The sequence below is a fragment of the Bacillus sp. BR3(2024) genome (assembly GCF_039134555.1).
Lineage (GTDB): Bacteria > Bacillota > Bacilli > Bacillales > Bacillaceae_G > Bacillus_A > Bacillus_A cereus.
Map to the genome: position 1 here is coordinate 5,241,211 of NZ_CP152433.1, position 21,221 is coordinate 5,262,431.

A 21,221-nucleotide genomic window follows, 5' to 3' on the forward strand; every position below is an offset into this window, starting at 1 on the left:
TTAAGTATTTTCTCCTCTATTCTCATAGACTCATGTATGATCCACTTTTACACGGCATCCTATACGATCTATAGAAAAACCTCTAGCTTCAACTGCTAGAGGCTCCTCGTTCTATTTTAAAATAACTACTCAGTTTTGTAAAATTACATAAATAAAAAGGATATTAAGTGGGCCCACTTAATATCCTGAGAGTGGCTCGGGACGGAATCGAACCGCCGACACGAGGATTTTCAGTCCTCTGCTCTACCGACTGAGCTACCGAGCCAAAACTATATATAAAACCACTAATGGTGGTATAAACAAAAGTGGCGGTCCCGACCGGGGTCGAACCGGCGATCTCCTGCGTGACAGGCAGGCATGTTAACCACTACACCACGGGACCAAAAATAAGCAAAAAAAAACATGACCCGTACGGGATTCGAACCCGTGTTACCGCCGTGAAAGGGCGGTGTCTTAACCACTTGACCAACGGGCCACGAAAAATAAAATGGTGAGCCATGAAGGACTCGAACCTTCGACCCTCTGATTAAAAGTCAGATGCTCTACCAACTGAGCTAATGGCTCATACTCACCAACGTCATATTTTCGTGACGACAAGATGTATCATAACATGTATTCTGTATTTATTGCAATACTTTTTTTGTTTTTTTATAAAGGAATAAGAAAAAAACTCATGCAGACATGAGTTTTTTTCAAAAAATGTTAATTAAGCTTCGTATACGTTACGTACAATATTTGTTTGGTTACGATCTGGTCCAACTGAGAACATAGATATTTGAATTCCTGTTAACTCAGAAACACGTTCTACGTATTTTCGTGCATTTTCAGGAAGTTCATCTAATGATTTTACACCAGTAATATCTTCTTCCCAACCTGGAAGCTCTTCATATACAGGCTCACATTTCGCTAAAATGTTTAAGTTAGCTGGAACTTCATCAATAACTTCGCCATTGTATTTGTAAGCTACACAAATTTTAAGAGTTGGAATACCTGTTAAAACGTCGATAGAATTTAATGATAGATCCGTTAAACCACTAACACGACGTGCATGTCTTACAACAACGCTATCGAACCAACCTACGCGGCGTGGACGACCAGTTGTCGTTCCATACTCGCGACCAACTTCACGAATTTGATGACCAATTTCATCATGAAGCTCAGTAGGGAATGGACCATCACCAACGCGGCTTGTATATGCTTTACATACACCTACAACGCGAGTAACTTTCGCAGGACCAACTCCAGTTCCAACTGTTACACCACCAGCAATTGGGTTAGAAGATGTAACGAACGGGTACGTACCGTGGTCAATATCAAGCATAACACCTTGCGCACCTTCAAATAATACACGGTGATTATTATCTAATGCATCATTTAATACAACAGACGTATCACATACATATTGCGCGATTTGTTGCCCGTACTCGAAGTACTCTTCGAAAATTTCTTCTACAGTGAAACCTTCTGTATCGTACATTTTTTCAAATAAACGATTTTTTTCTACTAAATTGCGCTCAAGCTTCTCTTTAAATGCTTCACGGTCTAAAAGATCAGCCATACGAATACCAATACGAGCAGCTTTATCCATATATGCAGGACCGATACCTTTTTTCGTTGTACCGATTTTGTTATCACCTTTACTTGCTTCTTCTAACTCATCTTGTTTTAAGTGGTAAGGTAAAATAACATGTGCACGGTTACTTACACGTAAATTATCAGTACTTACACCACGATCGTGTAAGTATTTTAACTCTTCAAGTAATGCTTTTGGATCTACTACTAATCCGTTTCCGATTACACAAATTTTCTCTTTATAGAAAATACCAGATGGAATTAAGTGTAATTTATATTTAACTCCGCCGAAAACAATTGTATGTCCCGCGTTATTTCCACCTTGATATCTTGCAACTACTTCCGCATGCTCAGAAAGAAAATCAGTGATTTTACCTTTTCCTTCGTCGCCCCATTGTGTTCCTACAACTACTACTGAAGACATTATTAAAGCACCTCCGCAATTTTCAAACGATCTATTCAAACAATATAATTGTACCAAAACCGAAAGAGAAGTCAACCGAAAAGCGAACATTTTTTCACAAAAAAACATTTTCGTTCGTAAGAATTATATATTTAACTTATGAAAGCCTTATCTTTCTTATAAAAAAAAAGAAACACATCTTATTATAAGAAATGTGTTTCTTTTTTATACTGCCTTTATGCCGGTGGAGCATGTCCATCCTCAAAACGACGTTCTAAGTTAACGAACTTATTGAACTCTTTGACGAATGCAAGTTCCACTGAACCTACTGGACCGTTACGTTGTTTTGCAATAATAATTTCAATTGTATTTTTGTTTTCCGTTTCTCGATCATAGTAGTCTTCACGATATAGGAAAGCTACAATATCAGCATCCTGCTCAATACTTCCAGATTCACGAATATCAGACATCATCGGGCGTTTATCTTGACGAGATTCTACACCACGAGATAACTGTGATAAAGCAATAACAGGCACTTGCAATTCACGCGCAATCCCTTTTAAGGTACGAGAAATCTCAGATACTTCCTGCTGACGGTTTTCTCCTGATTTCCCACTTCCTTGAATAAGCTGCAAATAGTCAATCAAAATCATACCAAGACCTTGTTCTTGCTTTAATCTACGGCATTTTGCTCGAATCTCATTTACTTTAATACCTGGCGTATCATCAATATATATACCAGCATTTGAGAGACTCCCCATTGCCATTGTTAATTTTGCCCAATCATCGGAAGTTAATGAACCAGTACGAAGTCTTTGTGCATCAATATTCCCTTCTGCACAAAGCATACGCATAACAAGCTGATCAGCACCCATCTCCAAACTAAAAATCGCTACATTTTCATCCGTTTTCGTCGCTACGTTTTGTGCAATATTTAATGAAAATGCCGTTTTCCCTACTGATGGACGTGCTGCCACGATAATTAAATCATTTCGTTGGAAACCTGCTGTCATCTTATCTAATTCAGTAAACCCAGTTGGTATCCCAGTAACTTCACCCTTTTGATTATGCAAAAGTTCAATTTTGTCATAAGCATCTACAAGAACATCTTTAATGTTTTGGAATGCTTTTGCATTCGTTTGATGGGATACTTCTAATATTTTTTTCTCAGCCTCGTTTAAAAGACCATCCACATCATCTTCTCTCTCGTATCCATCCGATACAATATGAGTCGCCGTGCGAATTAAACGACGTAAAAGCGCCTTTTCAGCGATGATGCGTGCGTAATATTCTACGTTAGCTGCAGTTGGCACAACTTCTGCTAACTCTGCTAAGTAAGAAACCCCACCAACCTCTTCTAGTAATCCTTGATCAGCCATTGCTGATGTCATCATTACTAAGTCAATCGGCTCTCCCTTATCAGATAGCCCAAGCATGACTTCAAAAATCTTTTGATGTTTCGTTCGATAGAACGAATCAGGTACCAATAACTCTGATGCTGAAGTTAACGCATCTTGATCAATCAATATGGCCCCTAAAACCGCCTGCTCAGCCTCTATATTATGCGGAGGGGTACGATCAGCAAGTACATCACTCATACGCAATCCTCCTTGCTTAATTTATTTTTATTGTTCACTAACATGAACTTTTACTGTTGCTGTTACTTGTGGATGCAATTTCACAGTAACGTTTGTATAACCTAACGCGCGGATTGCATCGTCCATTTCAAATTTACGTTTATCAAGTTTAATCTTGTGTGATTTTTGCATTGCATCTACGATTTGTTTGCTTGTGATAGAACCAAATAAACGGCCACCTTCTCCAGATTTCGCCTTTAATTCTACAGTTAATTTCTCTAAAGTCTCTTTTAACTCTTTTGCATTTTCAAGCTCTGCTGCTGCATCTTTTTCTTCTTTACGCTTTTGAGCTTCTAAAGTTTTCATACTGCTATTTGTTGCTTCAGCAGCTAATCCTTGTTTTAGTAAGAAGTTATTTGCATAGCCATCTGGTACGTTTTTTACTTCTCCTTTTTTACCTTTACCTTTTACGTCTTTTAGAAAAATTACTTTCATGATTGTGTGCCTCCCTGTAAATAGTCATCAATAACAAATCGAAGCTTCTCCTCAGCTTCATCTACTGTAACATTTTTCATCTGTGTGGCTGCATTCGTCAAATGCCCGCCACCGCCTAAGTTTTCCATAATTAGCTGCACATTCACTTCACCTAAAGACCTGCTGCTAATTCCAATGAGATTCTCGCCACGTTTCGCAACAACAAATGATGCAATAATCCCTGTCATCGTTAATAACGTGTCTGCCGATTGCGCAATAAGCACTTGATCGTAGTAATCATCACTATCAACTTTAGCAATCGCAATTCCATTTTTATAAATGTACGCATTTTTTATAGCTTTTGCAACCCGTAAATACTGATCCATATCTTCCTTTAAAAGTTCTTGTACAAGTACAGTATCTGCACCATGTGAGCGTAAATAAGAAGCAGCATCAAATGTACGAGCCCCTGTCCGGAATGTGAAACTTTTCGTGTCGACAATAATACCCGCTAACAATGCCGTCGCTTCTAACATTGTCATCTTTAAATTTTTAGGTTGATACTCAAGTAATTCTGTAACCAATTCTGCCGTTGAAGAAGCATATGGTTCCATATAAACTAGCAATGGGTCTTCAATAAAATCTTCTCCACGGCGATGATGATCAATAACTACCACATTTTCAATTTTATGTAACAGTTTTTGCTCCATCACCATAGAAGGTTTATGCGTATCGACAACAACAAGTAACGACTCATCATTTGCAAATTCCATCGCTTGCTCTGGAGTAATAAAATGAGACCATAACTCCTCATTTTGTTTCACTTTTTCCATCAAACGCTTAATTCCTTTATCGGAATCATTTTCATCTAACACAATATATCCTTTACGCTCATTTAATTGAGCCACTTTTAAAATACCAATCGCAGCACCAATTGCGTCCATATCGGGAGCCCTATGCCCCATAATAATGACATTACTACTTTCTAATACTAAATCCTTTAACGCATGCGAAATGACCCTGGCGCGTACACGGGTACGTTTTTCAACCGGATTTGTCTTACCTCCATAGAACTTAACTTTACCTGTCGCTTGTTTAATAGCTACTTGGTCTCCCCCACGCCCAAGCGCAAGATCTAAACCAGATTGAGCCATTGCTCCAAGCTCTGATAAAGGTAAATCACCTGATCCGACACCCACACTTAATGTAAGTGGTATATTCCTTTTAGATGTTTCTTCACGCACCTGATCTAAAATGCTAAATTTCCCTTTCTCCATCTGCGTCAAAATACTTTCATTTAGCACAACGAAGAATCTTTCTGAAGATGCACGTTTTAAATAAGCACCATACTTAAGTGCCCATTCATTTAGTCGCGATGTCACAAGACTTGTTATATTCGTACGTAATTGATCATCTAATCCTTGTGTAACTTCATCATAATTATCCAAATAGATGACAGCTAAAACAGTCCTTTGATCCTCGTACATCTTTTCAATTTCTGTTTGTTCCGTTACATCAAAGAAATAAATTAACTTTTCTTCTTTCCTTACAAAAACGCGAAACTTTCGATTATTTAAAGAGACTATATCATCAGAAGTTTCTCCTTTAATGAAAAGAAGTAATGTTTCTGATACATCGTAAAGGTGCCATCCAGCTAATGCGTGCTGTCCCAGACATGAAGATAAATAAGGATTTGCCCAATCAATCCCATAATCCTTATTGTATAACAAAATACCAATCGGCATTTGGTTAAATGCTTCATTACTTACTTTCTTTACTCTTGTAATCATATCTGTCGTATGCTTTTCGAAATTCCTTTGAAAATTAAGTTCAAATCGTATAACGATAAAGAATACGATACAAAAAATGACAAAAGCAGCTATACCCATAATTAAATGAAAATAACAGAGAATTAAAATGAGCACAAACACAAAAAATGCCAATACATAAACAGGATATAAAAACCACTGTTTCTTATCAAATTCAGGCATGTATACAACTCCTATAAAGTAAAACTAACTTACCTTCCAGTTAGTTAAACAGATTAAAATAGTATAAGGAATATTATTTTATCCCCCTATTTTAGAACGCAATGAAATCCCTAGGTCAATTATACCTAAGATTGTCACAAGAGGAAACAGCATCGGAATAAACATGCATGCAATAAAACTAATAATAGGAACCCCTTTAGTAAAACCTTTTCTATACGCTAAAAAGGCGATAAATGTCAGACCTTGCAGTACAAGCAATAGTGCAAATATGACATTTAGGTTAGAAAATACCATATGTAAATATGATGTTGGTTCTACTTTTATAAAAGTTGCTAACAAAATAAATATAACGTAATACCAAATGATACTCTTTGGTAATTGTATATCTTTAAATTTAGGCCAAGATATAACTTCATGTTTTAACTTTTTCAAAACACTACCTGATATTATCACTGTAATCCAAGAAAAACATACTGAAACTAGCACAAGTATACTTGGAAGTAACGATTGTAATATATCATTCATTTGTGCAAGTAACTCTTTTTGTTCCTTACTAATCGGCATGCCAGTAGCACTTACTATCTTTTCGCTTTTCGCCATACTTTCACTAAACATACTTTGCATTTGCTTCATTATATCTATGTTGAAAAACTTTATACTCGCAACATAAATAATTACAAAACCAATTAAGTATGCAAGCGTCCCCGCTATTAAGATTTCCACTGGCTTTTTTCTTGTTTTATACATATATCCTAAAACAATCCCTATCAATCCAAACATAATTGTCTTCACTAAATTCAGCGGTTGACTCACAATAATAGTAACAAAAAGTGCTGCTACAAAAACCACGAGCACATTAGATAGTTTATGTCTTATCATTAATAGTATAAATGGTAACGGCAACGCAAAAGTTACAACTGTACCCAAAATCGGAACATACATAGATATAAGCAATAAAATTGCATATATAGCTAATAATGCTGCACCTTCTGTAATAAACTTTGTTTGTTTCACATTTTAACCTCTCTTTCAAAAAGAAAAGCATAGCAAAATGCACAGTAGAGTCCCACTCTACTGTGCATTTCATACGCTATTATTCACCAACATATGGTAAAAGTGCCATTTGACGAGCACGTTTAATTGCAACTGTAAGTTTGCGTTGGTATTTTGCGCTTGTTCCTGTTACACGACGAGGTAAAATTTTACCACGCTCAGAAACGAAACGTTTTAATAAATCAACATCTTTATAGTCAATGCGAGTGATGCCGTTAGCTGTGAAGAAACACACCTTACGACGTTTCGCACGTCCACCTTTGCGTCCTGCCATGTCTATTTCCCTCCATTCTTTGTTAAAACTAACAAATTTACTGTATTAGAACGGTAAATCGTCGTCGGAAATGTCGATCGGTTGACCTACATTTGAAAATGGATCGTCATTCTTCTTAAATCCAGAGTTACCTTGGTTACCTGAATTACTAGATTGACCAAATGGGTTAGAGCCTTGGTTACCGAAACCAGCTCCTGATGGTTGCTGATTAAATGAACCACGTTGCTCCCCACCGCCATTACGCGGCTCTAAAAATTGCACGCTTTCCGCAAGAACTTCTGTTACGTATACACGTTTACCATCTTGTCCCTCGTAATTACGAGTTTGAAGACGTCCATCTACGCCTGCTAAGCTACCTTTTTTCAAATAATTTGCTACGTTTTCTGCTTGTTTACGCCATATTACACAATTAATAAAGTCAGCTTCACGCTCACCTTGCTGATTGGCAAATGCGCGATTCACAGCTAACGTAAAAGTAGCTACTGCGACACCATTGGGCGTGTAACGTAAGTCAGGGTCCTTAGTTAAACGACCAACGAGGATAACACGATTCATCAATCGAACCACTCTCCCTTATATATCAATTATTTTTCTTCTTCTTTAACAACGATATGACGAAGGATGTCTTCGTTGATCTTAGCTAAACGGTCGAATTCGTTAATCGCTTCTGCGTTAGATTTCACGTTTAAGATCATGTAGAAACCTTCACGTAAGTCGTTGATTTCGTAAGCTAAACGACGCTTACCCCACTCTTTCGTGTTAATGATTTCTGCACCATTGTTTGTTAAAACACCTGCAAAACGTTCAACTAAAGCTTTTTGAGCTTCTTCTTCAACGCCAGGACGAATGATGTACATAATTTCGTACTTTCTCATTACACTTTCACCTCCTTTTGGTCTAAACGGCCCGTAATGGGCAAGGAGCAATTAATTTATAGTAATTACTCACGAGTTTAGATTATATCATAGTAAGTTATATGAATCAACTCACCAATACATAAAAAACTTGGCAAACATATAATATATTTGCCAAGTTCATATCTTTATTTTTCCTAGGAAATATTAAATTAAACGTTAAAACGGAAGTGCATAACATCTCCGTCTTTTACGATATATTCTTTTCCTTCTAAACGTACTTTTCCAGCTTCTTTTGCAGCTGTCATAGAACCGTTTGTCATTAAATCATCGTAAGAAACTGTTTCTGCACGAATAAATCCACGCTCAAAGTCTGTATGAATAACACCAGCACATTGTGGTGCCTTCATTCCTTGTTTAAATGTCCAAGCACGTACTTCTTGAACGCCAGCTGTAAAGTACGTAGCAAGTCCTAATAGGTCATATGCTGCACGAATTAATTGATCTAAACCAGACTCTTCAATTCCTAATTCTTCAAGGAATACTTTTTTCTCTTCTTCGTCTAATTCAGCGATTTCTGATTCAATTTTTGCACATACAACGATTACTTGAGAATTTTCATTTGTTGCAAATTCTTTTACCATTTGTACGTATTTATTTTCCGAAGGATCGATAATATCGTCTTCACTTACATTCGCTACGTATAACATTTCTTTTGTTGTAAGTAAATGAAGGCCTTTAACAATCTTCATCTGCTCTTCTGTAAATTCAACAGTACGAGCTGGTTTTCCCTCTTCAAAAGCTTCTTTTAAACGAACTAAAATTTCATGCTCATATACCGCTTCTTTATCTTTTTGTCTTGCTAATTTCGCAACACGCTCGATACGCTTATCAACAGACTCTAAATCCGCTAAAATTAGCTCTAAATTGATTGTTTCAATATCATCAATTGGATCTACTTTCCCTGAAACGTGCGTAATATTTTCGTCTTCAAAACAACGAACAACTTGGCAAATTGCATCTACTTGACGAATGTGAGATAAGAATTTATTTCCTAAACCTTCACCTTTACTAGCACCTTTTACGATACCTGCAATATCAGTAAACTCGAATACAGTCGGAACAGTCTTTTTCGGTTCTACTAATTCCGTTAATTTATTTAAACGCTCATCTGGTACTTCTACAATCCCTACGTTTGGATCAATTGTACAGAATGGATAGTTCGCAGATTCTGCTCCTGCTTGTGTAATTGCATTAAATAAAGTGGACTTCCCTACGTTAGGTAATCCAACAATCCCAGCCGTTAATCCCATATTTTTCACTCCTATGTCTCAATCTTTCATCATTATAGATAGTAACGAAAAAAATGACAAGTTTCCGCCAAACGAAAAAAAGTAACAGTTACCTACTGTAACTGTTACTCTCCCTCTATTCTTCGTGCTTCACAAGTATTTTTTTCACCTTACGATCAAACTCTCTTCGAGGAATCATTACTGAATGGTCACACCCCTCGCACTTAATGCGGATATCCATTCCCATACGAATAATTTTCCAACGATTCTCGCCACATGGATGGGCTTTCTTCATTTCCACAACATCATACAAGTTATATTCCTTTTGCTCCATTCTCCAAACTCCTCTCCATACTAAATTGCTTTTCCACTAACTAATTCTTCACGATTATATAAAACCATACGTGGATATGGAATTTCAATTCCATGTAAATCAAGACGATTTTTAATCTCTTTACGAAGTGCCCTTGCAATAACTGCATGTTGCATCGGTTCTACTTCAGCAATAACACGTAATATAACTTCTGATGCAGCTAATGTTTGCACACCTAATAATTGAGGCGTTGTTACCATTTTTTCGTACTTTGAAGGTAATTCTACTAATAAATCTTCAATAACTTGCTCTGCTTTCGCAATATCAGCCTCATATGAAATAGATACATCAACAAACGCTACACTATTACTAACTGAGTAGTTAGTAACTTGAATAATACTTCCATTTGGTAAAGTATGAATTTCACCTGTCCAACTCTTTACTTTCGTTGTACGAAGTCCAATTTCTAAAACGACTCCTTCAAATTGACCGATTTTAACATAATCGCCAACTGAAAACTGATCCTCTAACAAAATAAATAAACCTGTAATAACGTCTTTCACTAAACTTTGAGCACCAAATCCGACTGCTAAACCAATTACCCCAGCACCCGCTAATAAACCTGATGCATTAATATCAAACACACCTAAAATCGCAATTAGCATAATGAACATAACAACGTACGCTACAATATTTTCAAGTAATTTCGCTACTGTAACTGTACGACGTTCTGAAATTTGAATTGGAGAACGACTCCCCATACGAAACGCATTTCGTACAACCGCCCTTGCAATTCGCACAACAACTGCACCAATTGTTAAAATAATACATATTTTTAATGTCGCAACTCCAATATGAGCCCAACGATCAGCATCTAATAAATACTGTTTCATAGAATTAAACCACTTCGCTAATAAATCCATGTACCTCTACCTCTCTAGCTAAAATTTCTTTTTAGTTACCCTTATTATTGTATCAGAAGTCCCCTAATTGCTGAAAAAATTTTATGATTTTAATCCTATTTTATCCCCGACATCCAGGTATAAAATGGAACGAATATATATATACTAGTACTATTATTTCCGTTTTCATTCACATTTTGCAAAAATTACGCACTTATAACTTTCCATTTTCCTCACCATATAACATATATTGAAAATTTATTAAAAGGATGGGTGCTTCATGAATATTGGAAGTTTTCGCTTACCATTTTTTGAGAAAGAAACTCAAAACGTTATGCACCAAGATCTAGAAGCCTCTGAGATAATCAGTAATTTCTTACTTACCCATATTCCTATTAAAACTAATATACCACTCATTCTCGTTTGTATCGGCACAGATCGCTCTACAGGTGACGCACTCGGCCCATTAGTTGGTACAAAACTTGAACAAATAGACATCCAAAACCTCCAAGTATTCGGTACACTAGATGAGCCAGTACATGCGCTAAATTTAGAGGAGAAAGTTCAGAATATACAGAAAGAATATCCTACTGCATTTATAATTGCTGTTGATGCATGTTTAGGAAAGTCCCAAAATATCGGATCAATCACTACTGGAAAGGGACCTAGTAAACCTGGAGCTGCTATGAATAAGAAATTACCTGCAGTTGGTGATTTGCACATACACGGTATCGTCAATCTAAATGGGTTTATGGAGTTTTTCGTTCTTCAAAATACAAGATTAAGTTTAGTCATGAAAATGGCTGATGTAATCGCAAAAAGTATAAAAGAGACGGATCAAAAATTATCCGCATTAAAAAAAGCAAACCATCTATAAATAATAAGATGGTTTGCTTTTTAATTTTTCTGTGCTAATAGTTCTAAAATACGATTTAAATCTTCTTTATTAAAAAATTCAATTTCGATTTTACCTTTTTCTTTTTTCGTCTCTTTAATTTTCACATCTGTGCCAAACTTTTCTCTTAAGAACGTTTCACGTTCTACGAAAAATATATTTCGCTCTTTTTTCACTTTTTTTGTTTCACGTGAAACGTGTTGATTAATCTCTTGGACGATTTTCTCTAATTGACGAACATTTAATCCTTCTTTTTCAATGCGTTTCAATAAGGACTTCAATTGTTCTTCATCTTTTATCGTAAGTAAAGTTCTCCCATGAGCCATTGAAAGTTGACCATTTGCAATCATATCTTGTACGAAAGAAGGTAGGCTTAATAACCGAGTATAATTTGCAATGTAAGGTCTGCTTTTACCAAGACGCTTCGCTAATTGTTCTTGCGTTACATTTAGCTCATTCATTAACATCTGGTATGCCATTGCCTCTTCCATAGGATTTAAATCTTCTCGTTGTAAGTTTTCTAACAAAGCAAATTCCATCATTTGCTGTTCAGTTAATTGTCTTACAACCGCAGGTACTTTTTCTAAACCAGCCTCTTTTGCAGCACGAAATCGTCTTTCACCTGCAACAATTTCATATCCTTTAATACTCTTCCTAGCAATTAATGGTTGTAGAATACCGTGTTCCTTAATCGAAATTGCTAATTCCTGAATCGCCTCTTTATTAAAGTGTTTACGCGGTTGATATGGATTCGGCCTTAATTCAGTTACAAGAATCTCCTGAATTGTTTCCTCTTCTTTCACATCTAAATCAGGAAAAAACACATTAATTCCTCTTCCTAATCCTTTAGCCACCTGCAATCACTTCCTCTGCTAAATCTATATACACTTCTGCTCCTCTTGATTTAGCGTCATACTGCATAATAGGTTTCCCATGACTTGGAGCCTCGCTCAAGCGTACATTACGCGGAATAATCGAGCGATATACTTTATCCCTAAAATACTTTTTCACTTCATCTATAACTTGAATCCCTAAATTTGTACGGGCATCCAACATTGTTAACAATACACCTTGAATTGCTAAATTTTTATTTAAATGTTTTTGTACAAGTCTAACTGTATTTAATAGCTGACTTAACCCTTCTAGTGCGTAATATTCACACTGTACAGGAATAATAACAGAATCTGCTGCTGTTAATGCATTAATCGTTAATAACCCTAAAGATGGGGGACAGTCGATAATAATATAGTCATATTCATCACGAACTGGCTGTAATGCTCTTTGCAAACGTACTTCCCGGGAAATAGTCGGTACCAATTCAATTTCAGCACCAGCCAATTGAATTGTAGCGGGTAGAACATCTAAGTTTTCAGTTGCGGTTTTCTGTATAACCCCTTGAACATCTGCATCTTCCACAAGAACGTTGTAAATACATTGATCTAATTCAGATTTTTCAATTCCCACACCAGTCGTTGCATTTCCTTGAGCATCAATATCTACAAGAAGGACTTTTTTACCTACTTGCGCCAATCCAGCCCCTAAATTAACAGATGTTGTTGTTTTTCCAACACCGCCTTTTTGATTAGCAATAGCAATGATTTTTCCCATGATGTCACCTACTTTCAACCTTTCTATCTTATTCTAGTAACAATTACGTTTATTGTAACATGAAATAAAACTTTTTCTTTTACGTCCTTTATTAAACTTCAAAATTTATTTCTAAACTCCTTCTTCATTTAACAAGAAAATATAGTAAAAGAGACCTCTCCAATAGGATAAGGTCTCTAGCACGTCATTATTATTTTTTCTTTGGAATTTTAATTGTAATTTGATAGTACTCATCAAATTCTTCTTCCTCAGAATTAACATTCAAACCACTTTCAGTAACCATTTGTAAAGATTGTCTAATTGTATTCATAGCAATCCTCGTATCTCGACTTACTGCTTTTTGCTTTGCCTTACGCTTCGGTTTCGCTTCCTCTAGTAACTTCGCAATTCGTTCTTCTGTTTGCTTTACATTTAGTTGTTTCTCAACAATTTCCTGTAAAACCTTCAGTTGTAATTCCTCATTTTTTAAAGGAATGAGAGCGCGGGCATGACGTTCTGTAATGCTTTTTTCTAATAATGCACTTTTTATTTCTTCAGGCAACTTTAACAAGCGCAACTTATTTGCGATTGTAGATTGTCCTTTTCCAAGTCGTTGTGCCAATGCTTCTTGTGTTAAATTATGTAACTCAATCAGCTTTTGATATGCCACAGCTTCCTCGATTGCCGTTAGTTCCTCACGTTGCAAGTTTTCAATTAAAGCTACAGAAGCTGTCTCTGTATCATTTAAATTCTTTATAATTGCAGGAACCTTTTCCCAACCTAACTTTGTTGCCGCGCGAAAACGTCTTTCTCCAGCAATAATCTCGTACTTATCATCCTCATATTGCCTTACAACAATCGGTTGAATAAGTCCATGTGTACGAATTGTTAATGCTAGCTCATCAATACGCGCATCATCAAAAACTGTTCTTGGTTGATAACGGTTAGGGGTAATATTTACTATCGGAATTTCTTGTATTTCTTCATATACCTTTTTATCTATCTCTTCATGGCTTTCGTCTTGTAATTCGAATTCGCTCTCTTTATCTCCAAAGCCAAATAAACGAGAAAACGTATTTTTCATACATATTCCACCACCTTTTAGGCCTATTGACTATTCTCCATAAAATGTTTCCTATGAAACATTTACGTTTTCATTTATATAATTTAATCTTACGTCTAATAAGATTTATTTTTCAATAGGTAATTTATTGGGTGTTCCCGGTTTGCGTGGATATTTCTTTGGTGTCTTGCGCTTTTTCTCGATTAATAAAATATTACGTTCACTCTCTTCAAACGGCAATTGGAACGTAGACATCTCTTTTAACTCTCCGCCTAGCACCTCTAAAGCATACTTGCCATTTTCAATTTCTTCGTTTGCTGCTGCACCTTTCATTGCAATGAATGTTCCTCCAACTTTTACAAGTGGTAAACATAGCTCACTTAATACAGAAAGACGCGCAACTGCACGTGCCATTACAATATCGTATGATTCACGTACACCTTCTTTTTTCCCAAATGTTTCAGCACGATCGTGACAAAATGCAACATCACTTAATTCTAACTTTTGGGCTAAGTGATTTAAGAAATTAATACGTTTTTGCAATGAATCTACAATTGTTACTTTTAAGTGCGGGAAACAGATTTTTAAAGGAATACTTGGGAATCCAGCCCCTGCACCAACATCACAAATTGAGAATGGTTTTGAAAAATCATAATAAAAAGCAGCTGTAATGGAATCAAAAAAGTGTTTTAAATATACTTCTTCTTTTTCTGTAATAGCCGTTAAGTTCATTTTTTCATTCCACTCTACTAATGTTTCAAAGTAGATTTTGAACTGCTCTAACTGTCTAGAAGAGAGGGTGATTCCCTTCTCTTCTAGCATAGATTGAAATTGTTCTATGTTCATCTAGCAATATCTCCTTACTATTTATTGGTTCGATACGCGTGCAATTTTTCCTTGTTCTATATACACAAGTAAAATGGAAATATCCGCTGGATTTACGCCAGAAATACGTGAAGCCTGCCCCATTGAAAGTGGACGAACATCTTTCAATTTCTGTCTAGCTTCTGAAGCAAGGCTAGAAATCGCATCATAATCAATATCTACAGGGATTTTTTTACTCTCCATTTTCTTCATACGCTCTACTTGCTGTAAAGATTTTTCAATATACCCTTCATACTTAATCTGAATTTCAACTTGTTCTTTAACTTCATCACTTAATTCTACTTCACTTGGTACTAAAAGATGAATATGCTCATATGTCATCTCTGGACGACGTAATAAGTCACTTGCACGTATTCCATCTTTCAATTCACTTCCGCCAATATTGCGAATTAATTCTTGAACTTCAGGACGTGGTTTAATAATAATGCTGCTTAAACGTTCCTTTTCCTGTTCAATTTGTAATTTTTTATTTGTAAATCGCTCATAGCGCTCTTCTTTAATTAATCCAATTTCACGACCAACTTCAGTTAAACGAAGATCAGCATTATCGTGGCGTAATAATAGACGGTATTCTGCACGAGACGTTAATAAACGATATGGTTCATTTGTACCTTTCGTTACAAGATCATCAATTAAGACGCCAATATAAGCATCCTCGCGACCTAAAACAACTTCTTTTTTACCTAAAGAACGGCATGCTGCATTAATTCCAGCCATAAGCCCTTGTCCGGCCGCCTCTTCGTAACCAGAAGTTCCATTAATTTGTCCTGCTGTATATAAATTTTTAATCTTTTTCGTTTCAAGTGTTGGCCATAGTTGTGTTGGCACAATTGCATCATATTCAATTGCATAACCTGTACGCATCATTTCAACATTTTCTAGGCCTGGAATTGTTCTAAGCATGTCACGTTGTACATCTTCTGGTAAGCTTGTGGATAAACCTTGTACATATACTTCTTGTGTATTACGCCCTTCTGGCTCTAAGAAAATTTGATGGCGTGGTTTATCATTAAATCTTACTACTTTGTCTTCAATAGAAGGACAGTATCTAGGGCCTGTTCCTTTAATCATACCAGAATACATAGCTGAACGATGTAAATTTTCATCTATTAAACGGTGTGTTTCTGTACTTGTATATGTCAACCAACATGGAATTTGATCCATAATAAATTTCGTTGTTTCAAAAGAGAACGCACGTGGCTTATCATCACCTGGTTGAATTTCTGTTTTACTGTAGTCAATTGTATTACTGTTTACACGCGGAGGTGTCCCTGTTTTAAATCTAACAAGATCAAATCCAAGTTCCTCTAAATGCTCAGATAATGTAATAGACGGTTGCTGATTATTTGGACCGCTTGAATATTTTAAGTCGCCCATGATAATCTCGCCGCGTAAAAATGTTCCAGTTGTAATTACAACAGTTTTTGCTGTATATTCTGCACCAGCTTGTGTAACTACCCCTTTACATACACCTTCTTCAACGATTAAACGCTCTACCATTCCTTGGAACAACGTTAAGTTTGGTGTTTCTTCAATTGTTTTCTTTAATTCATGTTGGTAAGCGAATTTATCAGCTTGCGCTCGAAGTGCACGTACGGCTGGTCCCTTACCTGTATTTAGCATACGCATTTGAATATGAGTTTTATCAATATTACGTCCCATTTCTCCGCCTAATGCATCAATTTCACGAACAACAATCCCTTTTGCTGGTCCACCAACAGAAGGGTTACATGGCATGAATGCTACCATATCCAAATTAATTGTTAACATTAATGTTTTTGAGCCCATTCGTGCTGCCGCAAGACCAGCTTCACATCCTGCATGACCTGCACCGATTACTATGACATCGTATGAACCGGCATTGTATCCCATTGTTTATTCCTCCTAATAATCTCTATCTTTCTACAACTTCACTATATTATTTTCCTAAACAAAATTGAGAGAACAACTGGTCAATTAAGCTTTCATGCACTGTGTCCCCAGTAATTTCACCAAGTATTTCCCACGTTCTTGTTAAATCAATTTGTACCATATCAATTGGTACACCATTTTCAATCGCCTCAACTGCATCACCGATTGTTTTTCCTGCTTGTGTTAATAATCCAATATGTCTCGCATTAGAAACATATGTCATATCTGCAGAATCGATTGTTCCTTCAAAGAATAAATCAGCTATTGCCTTTTCTAGTTCATCTATTCCTTGTTCCTCAATTAAGGATGTTGTAATAACACGATTTCCCGCGGCTAACTCTGTAACACGTTCCATATCAATCGCTTGCGGTAAATCAGTCTTATTCACAATAACAATAAAGTCTTTTTCTTGTACCGCACGGAATAGATCTTCATCCTCATTTGTTAAAGCCTCGCTATAGTTGACAACAACTAATACTAAATCCGCTTGGCTCATCATTTCTTTTGAACGTTCCACACCAATTCGTTCAACAACATCTTCTGTCTCCCGAATACCGGCTGTATCTATAAGTTTAAGAGGTACACCACGCACGTTAACGTACTCTTCAATAACATCACGAGTTGTTCCTGCAATATCAGTTACAATTGCCTTTTTCTCCTGAACAAGACTATTTAATAACGATGATTTCCCAACGTTAGGTCTACCGATAATTGCTGTAGCAATACCTTCACGTAAAATTTTCCCCTGTTTTGATGTTTCTAATATTTTTTCGATTTCCGAACGAACATGCGTCGCTTTCTCAATTAAAATATTATGTGTCATCTCTTCTACATCATCGTATTCTGGATAATCTATATTTACCTCAACATGAGCTAATGTTTCTAATATTTCTTGACGCAAAAGACCAATTAATTTAGATAATCGCCCTTCCATTTGATTAATTGCTACATTCATCGCACGATCTGTTTTTGCTCGAATCAAATCCATAACAGCTTCTGCTTGTGATAAGTCGATACGTCCATTTAAAAAAGCACGTTTTGTAAATTCGCCCGGTTCTGCCAATCGTACTCCTTGTGCTAGAATAAGTTGCAATACTTTATTTACTGAAACAAGTCCACCGTGACAGTTAATTTCCACTATATTTTCACGTGTAAAAGTCCTTGGTGCGCGCATAATAGACACCATAACTTCTTCAATAACTTGATTTGTATCTAAATCAACAATATGACCATAATGAATAGTGTGAGAAGGAACCTCTGTTAAATCCTTCCCCTTAAAAATACGATCAACTTTCTCAACCGCATCATCCCCACTTACTCGAACAATGGCAATTGCACCCTCTCCAAGCGCTGTGGAAATCGCAGCAATTGTATCAAATTCCATGTCCTTTCACCTCACTTGCTTATTTATCTCTATTTCAACATGATTATTTCTTTCACTAAATTATTAGGATACCATAACGAACCTATCTACAAAAGAAGAATAACTCATTTTATTATATCCCCATGTAAAAAACACTAAACTTATTCACAGTGGATAAGTTTAGTGTTTTTTAGTTATCCACATCTATTTTCCGCTCAAAAAAACCGGCACTCATTTGAGCAACCGGTCATTTAGGAGATATTACAACATGCCGATGTGGTTCATTTCCTTCAGAAGTTGTATTGATACCTTGATGATTTGATAATGCCTGATGAATAATTTTTCGTTCAAAAGATGGCATCGGTTCTAAAATAACTCTTTTTTTCGTATTAAATACTTGTTTCGCTAATCGATAAGAAAGTGATTCTAACGTACTTTTTCTTTTACTACGATAATTTTCAGCATCTAGTGTAATACCGATATACTGCTTCGTGTTACGATTCGCGACAAGTTTTGTTAAATACTGTAAAGAGTTCAATGTATTACCTCTTTTCCCAATTAAAACACCTACATTATCACCAGAAATTGTAAATTCGATTTCGCGTCCTTTTACAATTTTACTAATCTCGACTTCCACACCCATATCGTGAATAACATTTCTTAAATATTCTTCACATTCTTGAATTGGATCTTTCTTTAATACAACTTCTACTACTGCAGGGCGATTCCCAAATAAACCTAAGAATCCCCTTTTACCCTCATCGACAATATTTATATCTACTCGATCTTTTGATGTATTTAATTGCCTTAAAGCATCCTCTACTGCCAGCTCGACTGTTTGTCCTTTAGCAGTAATTACACTCACTTGCTTGAGCCTCCAGCCTTACCAGCCTTACTAGCCTTAATCTCTGGCCCTTTAATAAAGTACATTTGAGCAATACCAAAGATATTACCAACAACCCAGTAAAGTGATAATGCAGCTGGGAAGTTAATTGCAAAGATTAAAATCATAATCGGCATAAGCCAAAGCATCATTGCCATTTGTGGATTTTGACCAGCTGTTCCTGCCATTGCAAGCTTTTGCTGAATAAATGTCGTAATTGCTGCAACGACTGGTAAGATATAGAATGGGTCTGCATGTCCTAAATCGAACCATAAGAAACTATGTTGTTTAATTTCAGCTGTTCTCATAATCGCATGATAAAACGCGAATAAAATAGGCATCTGAACAAATATCGGTAAACATCCTGCCAATGGATTTACACCATTCTTTTGATATAACTGCATCATTTCTTGTTGTAGTTTTTGCTGTGTTGCTTGATCTTTAGAACTATATTTCTCTTTTAACTTCACCATTTCTGGTTGTAACGCTTGCATTGCCTTTGTACTCTTTGTTTGTTTAATCATTAATGGTAATAATGCAAAACGAATGATAAGAGTTGTAATAACAATTGCTAAACCGTAATTACTGTTAAATAAGTCGGCAAAATACGTGATTAACTGAGAAAGCGGATATACGAAATATTCATTCCAAATCCCAGTACTTTTCGATGTAATCGGCTGACCCGTTTCACTACAACCGGTGGCAATCGCCATTAATGCAACGACCATGGCTAGTAAACCTAATTTCTTTTTCAAAGCCTACTCCTCCTTGTATCGGTATGTATATAGTGTAATTCATTTCCTTACGCTACTTTTTTATTCTTTTCATACCAGAGCGTTTAAAGACATGAATTAAGCTTTTCTTTACTTCTTCATATGTCATCTCTGCACAAGGCTTCCTTGCTATTATAACAAAATCTTTTCCAGAAGCTATCTCATCTTTTAACTCTGTAATAGCCTGACGGACCATGCGCTTAATTCGATTACGAACTACTGCATTTCCTATTTTCTTGCTAACAGAAAGGCCGATGCGAAAGTTTGGCTGTTCTTCTTTATCTAATTGGTATACAACAAACTGACGATTTGCATTTGATTTTCCTTTTTGAAAAACCGCCTGGAATTCATCATTCTTCTTTATACGATGTTTTTTCTTCATATCAATTGACACTCCTGTATTTCATCAGCGGAAATTCACTATTATTAGAAAAAAAGACCACTGAACGATCAGTGGTCTACGCAGATAATACTTTTCTTCCTTTACGACGACGAGCTGCTAGCACTTTACGTCCGTTCGCTGTGCTCATACGGCTGCGGAAACCATGTACTTTGCTGCGCTTACGTTTATTTGGTTGGTAAGTTCTTTTCATTATATGACACCTCCCTGAGGAATATCTGTTAAAGACAGTCCTATAAATTATAGTTAATTAACTAGGAAAATGTCAATGGTTCTAGAAATTTTCATCAAATATTCATTTTGAACCTATTCACATACTTTTTCACAGCACCTATATTTCCTTGTGGATAAATATTTTTTCGCGCTTTTTATATCCACAAACTTTTTTCGCACTTTTACACAGTATATCGTGTTGTGGACAAGTTTATTCCACAAGGTATTGATTTTGTGGATAACTTTCTTAAATTCATTGCTATAGCCACTTTTTTTTGATATTATAGTTGTGTTTTCACTTTGAATAAGTTTTCCACATCTTTATCTTATCCACAATTTGTGTATAACATGTGGACAGTTTTAATCACATGTGGGTAAATAGTTGTCCACATTTGCTTTTTTTGTCGAAAACCCTATCTCATATACAAACGACGTTTTTAGGTTTTAAAATACGTTTCGTATAAATATACATTTTATATTTATTAGGTTGTACATTTGTTGCACAACCTTATTCTTTTACCAACTTAGTAAAGGAGGGACACC

At 36.0% G+C, this 21,221-nt stretch carries 22 protein-coding genes and 4 tRNA genes; 1 reads left to right on the forward strand and 25 read right to left on the reverse strand.

Annotated features, from left to right (window positions below; translation table 11 throughout):
- Window positions 1-192: 192 nt before the first annotated feature.
- The 15 genes from V7S45_RS26975 to V7S45_RS27045 form a co-directional block, all read right to left on the reverse strand.
- Window positions 193-265 (reverse strand) — tRNA-Phe (locus tag V7S45_RS26975).
- Window positions 266-306: 41 nt separating this feature from the next.
- Window positions 307-382, reverse strand: a tRNA-Asp gene (locus V7S45_RS26980).
- Between the two features lie 21 nt (window positions 383-403).
- Window positions 404-475, reverse strand: a tRNA-Glu gene (locus V7S45_RS26985).
- 13 nt (window positions 476-488) lie between these two features.
- A tRNA-Lys gene (locus V7S45_RS26990) sits at window positions 489-564 on the reverse strand.
- 142 nt (window positions 565-706) lie between these two features.
- Entirely contained in the window at window positions 707-1,996 is a 1,290-nt protein-coding gene (locus tag V7S45_RS26995) for an adenylosuccinate synthase (protein WP_000100238.1), read from the reverse strand.
- 215 nt (window positions 1,997-2,211) lie between these two features.
- Window positions 2,212-3,573, reverse strand: coding sequence for a replicative DNA helicase (dnaB, locus tag V7S45_RS27000; protein WP_001286148.1), 1,362 nt, complete (start codon window positions 3,571-3,573; stop codon window positions 2,212-2,214).
- A 27-nt stretch (window positions 3,574-3,600) separates the two neighbouring features.
- Complete coding sequence (gene rplI, locus V7S45_RS27005; RefSeq protein WP_000864228.1) at window positions 3,601-4,047, reverse strand: 50S ribosomal protein L9; 447 nt, start codon at window positions 4,045-4,047, stop codon at window positions 3,601-3,603.
- Window positions 4,044-6,017, reverse strand: a complete 1,974-nt coding sequence (locus tag V7S45_RS27010; protein ID WP_342761619.1) for a DHH family phosphoesterase — start codon at window positions 6,015-6,017, stop codon at window positions 4,044-4,046. Before V7S45_RS27010 ends, rplI begins: the two co-directional genes overlap by 4 nt.
- 78 nt (window positions 6,018-6,095) lie before the next feature.
- Window positions 6,096-7,031: a YybS family protein gene (locus V7S45_RS27015; RefSeq protein ID WP_074555684.1), complete on the reverse strand. Its 936-nt coding sequence runs from the start codon at window positions 7,029-7,031 to the stop codon at window positions 6,096-6,098.
- A gap of 79 nt (window positions 7,032-7,110) precedes the next feature.
- On the reverse strand, window positions 7,111-7,344 hold the full coding sequence (gene rpsR / locus V7S45_RS27020) for a 30S ribosomal protein S18 (RefSeq protein ID WP_000918873.1): 234 nt from the start codon (window positions 7,342-7,344) through the stop codon (window positions 7,111-7,113).
- Between the two features lie 45 nt (window positions 7,345-7,389).
- Window positions 7,390-7,902: a single-stranded DNA-binding protein gene (gene ssb, locus V7S45_RS27025; protein WP_342761620.1), complete on the reverse strand. Its 513-nt coding sequence runs from the start codon at window positions 7,900-7,902 to the stop codon at window positions 7,390-7,392.
- Between the two features lie 26 nt (window positions 7,903-7,928).
- Window positions 7,929-8,219: a 30S ribosomal protein S6 gene (gene rpsF / locus V7S45_RS27030; protein WP_001233778.1), complete on the reverse strand. Its 291-nt coding sequence runs from the start codon at window positions 8,217-8,219 to the stop codon at window positions 7,929-7,931.
- Between the two features lie 191 nt (window positions 8,220-8,410).
- A complete protein-coding gene (gene ychF / locus V7S45_RS27035; protein ID WP_342761621.1) occupies window positions 8,411-9,511 on the reverse strand; it encodes a redox-regulated ATPase YchF in 1,101 nt (366 codons plus the stop codon).
- 115 nt (window positions 9,512-9,626) lie between these two features.
- Window positions 9,627-9,824 (reverse strand): DUF951 domain-containing protein, encoded by a 198-nt coding sequence (locus V7S45_RS27040; RefSeq protein ID WP_000435485.1) that lies wholly within the window; start codon window positions 9,822-9,824, stop codon window positions 9,627-9,629.
- A 20-nt stretch (window positions 9,825-9,844) separates the two neighbouring features.
- On the reverse strand, window positions 9,845-10,726 hold the full coding sequence (locus tag V7S45_RS27045) for a mechanosensitive ion channel family protein (protein WP_000364814.1): 882 nt from the start codon (window positions 10,724-10,726) through the stop codon (window positions 9,845-9,847).
- Between the two features lie 259 nt (window positions 10,727-10,985).
- On the opposite strand from V7S45_RS27045, the gene yyaC reads away from it, so the two are divergent.
- A complete protein-coding gene (gene yyaC / locus V7S45_RS27050) occupies window positions 10,986-11,582 on the forward strand; it encodes a spore protease YyaC (RefSeq protein ID WP_144560788.1) in 597 nt (198 codons plus the stop codon).
- Window positions 11,583-11,602: 20 nt separating this feature from the next.
- Here the strand turns inward: yyaC and spo0J are convergent, their stop codons facing one another.
- The 10 genes from spo0J to rpmH form a co-directional block, all read right to left on the reverse strand.
- Complete coding sequence (gene spo0J / locus V7S45_RS27055) at window positions 11,603-12,454, reverse strand: stage 0 sporulation protein Spo0J (protein ID WP_001051832.1); 852 nt, start codon at window positions 12,452-12,454, stop codon at window positions 11,603-11,605.
- The gene (gene soj, locus V7S45_RS27060) at window positions 12,447-13,208 is read right to left on the reverse strand and encodes a sporulation initiation inhibitor protein Soj (protein WP_000516114.1); all 762 of its coding nucleotides are present in this window, start codon (window positions 13,206-13,208) and stop codon (window positions 12,447-12,449) included. The genes spo0J and soj overlap by 8 nt, the downstream gene beginning before the upstream one ends.
- 190 nt (window positions 13,209-13,398) lie before the next feature.
- Window positions 13,399-14,271 carry a nucleoid occlusion protein gene (gene noc / locus V7S45_RS27065; RefSeq protein WP_000799016.1) on the reverse strand — a complete coding sequence of 291 codons (873 nt, stop codon included), beginning with the start codon at window positions 14,269-14,271 and terminating at the stop codon, window positions 13,399-13,401.
- A gap of 105 nt (window positions 14,272-14,376) precedes the next feature.
- Window positions 14,377-15,096 carry a 16S rRNA (guanine(527)-N(7))-methyltransferase RsmG gene (gene rsmG / locus V7S45_RS27070; RefSeq protein WP_001019628.1) on the reverse strand — a complete coding sequence of 240 codons (720 nt, stop codon included), beginning with the start codon at window positions 15,094-15,096 and terminating at the stop codon, window positions 14,377-14,379.
- Between the two features lie 21 nt (window positions 15,097-15,117).
- Window positions 15,118-17,007, reverse strand: a complete 1,890-nt coding sequence (mnmG, locus tag V7S45_RS27075) for a tRNA uridine-5-carboxymethylaminomethyl(34) synthesis enzyme MnmG (RefSeq protein ID WP_000541031.1) — start codon at window positions 17,005-17,007, stop codon at window positions 15,118-15,120.
- 46 nt (window positions 17,008-17,053) lie between these two features.
- A complete protein-coding gene (mnmE, locus tag V7S45_RS27080) occupies window positions 17,054-18,430 on the reverse strand; it encodes a tRNA uridine-5-carboxymethylaminomethyl(34) synthesis GTPase MnmE (protein WP_342761622.1) in 1,377 nt (458 codons plus the stop codon).
- Window positions 18,431-18,656: 226 nt separating this feature from the next.
- Window positions 18,657-19,274 (reverse strand): RNA-binding cell elongation regulator Jag/EloR, encoded by a 618-nt coding sequence (gene jag / locus V7S45_RS27085; protein WP_000111516.1) that lies wholly within the window; start codon window positions 19,272-19,274, stop codon window positions 18,657-18,659.
- Window positions 19,271-20,047, reverse strand: coding sequence for a YidC family membrane integrase SpoIIIJ (gene spoIIIJ / locus V7S45_RS27090; protein WP_000727738.1), 777 nt, complete (start codon window positions 20,045-20,047; stop codon window positions 19,271-19,273). Before spoIIIJ ends, jag begins: the two co-directional genes overlap by 4 nt.
- Before the next feature lie 52 nt (window positions 20,048-20,099).
- Window positions 20,100-20,447 carry a ribonuclease P protein component gene (rnpA, locus tag V7S45_RS27095; RefSeq protein ID WP_000726619.1) on the reverse strand — a complete coding sequence of 116 codons (348 nt, stop codon included), beginning with the start codon at window positions 20,445-20,447 and terminating at the stop codon, window positions 20,100-20,102.
- Between the two features lie 76 nt (window positions 20,448-20,523).
- Window positions 20,524-20,658, reverse strand: coding sequence for a 50S ribosomal protein L34 (gene rpmH / locus V7S45_RS27100; protein WP_000831901.1), 135 nt, complete (start codon window positions 20,656-20,658; stop codon window positions 20,524-20,526).
- Window positions 20,659-21,221: the final 563 nt, after the last annotated feature.

Bases quoted from the DNA above. Each gene is read 5' to 3' on its own strand.
- ychF (WP_342761621.1), bottom strand. From the start codon at position 9,511: ATGGGATTAACGGCTGGGATTGTTGGATTACCTAACGTAGGGAAGTCC.
- noc (WP_000799016.1), bottom strand. From the start codon at position 14,271: ATGAAAAATACGTTTTCTCGTTTATTTGGCTTTGGAGATAAAGAGAGC.
- V7S45_RS27045 (WP_000364814.1), bottom strand. From the start codon at position 10,726: ATGGATTTATTAGCGAAGTGGTTTAATTCTATGAAACAGTATTTATTA.
- rnpA (WP_000726619.1), bottom strand. From the start codon at position 20,447: ATGAAGAAAAAACATCGTATAAAGAAGAATGATGAATTCCAGGCGGTT.
- rplI (WP_000864228.1), bottom strand. From the start codon at position 4,047: ATGAAAGTAATTTTTCTAAAAGACGTAAAAGGTAAAGGTAAAAAAGGA.
- soj (WP_000516114.1), bottom strand. From the start codon at position 13,208: ATGGGAAAAATCATTGCTATTGCTAATCAAAAAGGCGGTGTTGGAAAA.
- V7S45_RS26995 (WP_000100238.1), bottom strand. From the start codon at position 1,996: ATGTCTTCAGTAGTAGTTGTAGGAACACAATGGGGCGACGAAGGAAAA.
- V7S45_RS27040 (WP_000435485.1), bottom strand. From the start codon at position 9,824: ATGGAGCAAAAGGAATATAACTTGTATGATGTTGTGGAAATGAAGAAA.
- yyaC (WP_144560788.1), top strand. From the start codon at position 10,986: ATGAATATTGGAAGTTTTCGCTTACCATTTTTTGAGAAAGAAACTCAA.
- rpsR (WP_000918873.1), bottom strand. From the start codon at position 7,344: ATGGCAGGACGCAAAGGTGGACGTGCGAAACGTCGTAAGGTGTGTTTC.
- mnmE (WP_342761622.1), bottom strand. From the start codon at position 18,430: ATGGAATTTGATACAATTGCTGCGATTTCCACAGCGCTTGGAGAGGGT.
- rpsF (WP_001233778.1), bottom strand. From the start codon at position 8,219: ATGAGAAAGTACGAAATTATGTACATCATTCGTCCTGGCGTTGAAGAA.
- rpmH (WP_000831901.1), bottom strand. From the start codon at position 20,658: ATGAAAAGAACTTACCAACCAAATAAACGTAAGCGCAGCAAAGTACAT.
- dnaB (WP_001286148.1), bottom strand. From the start codon at position 3,573: ATGAGTGATGTACTTGCTGATCGTACCCCTCCGCATAATATAGAGGCT.
- rsmG (WP_001019628.1), bottom strand. From the start codon at position 15,096: ATGAACATAGAACAATTTCAATCTATGCTAGAAGAGAAGGGAATCACC.
- V7S45_RS27010 (WP_342761619.1), bottom strand. From the start codon at position 6,017: ATGCCTGAATTTGATAAGAAACAGTGGTTTTTATATCCTGTTTATGTA.
- mnmG (WP_000541031.1), bottom strand. From the start codon at position 17,007: ATGGGATACAATGCCGGTTCATACGATGTCATAGTAATCGGTGCAGGT.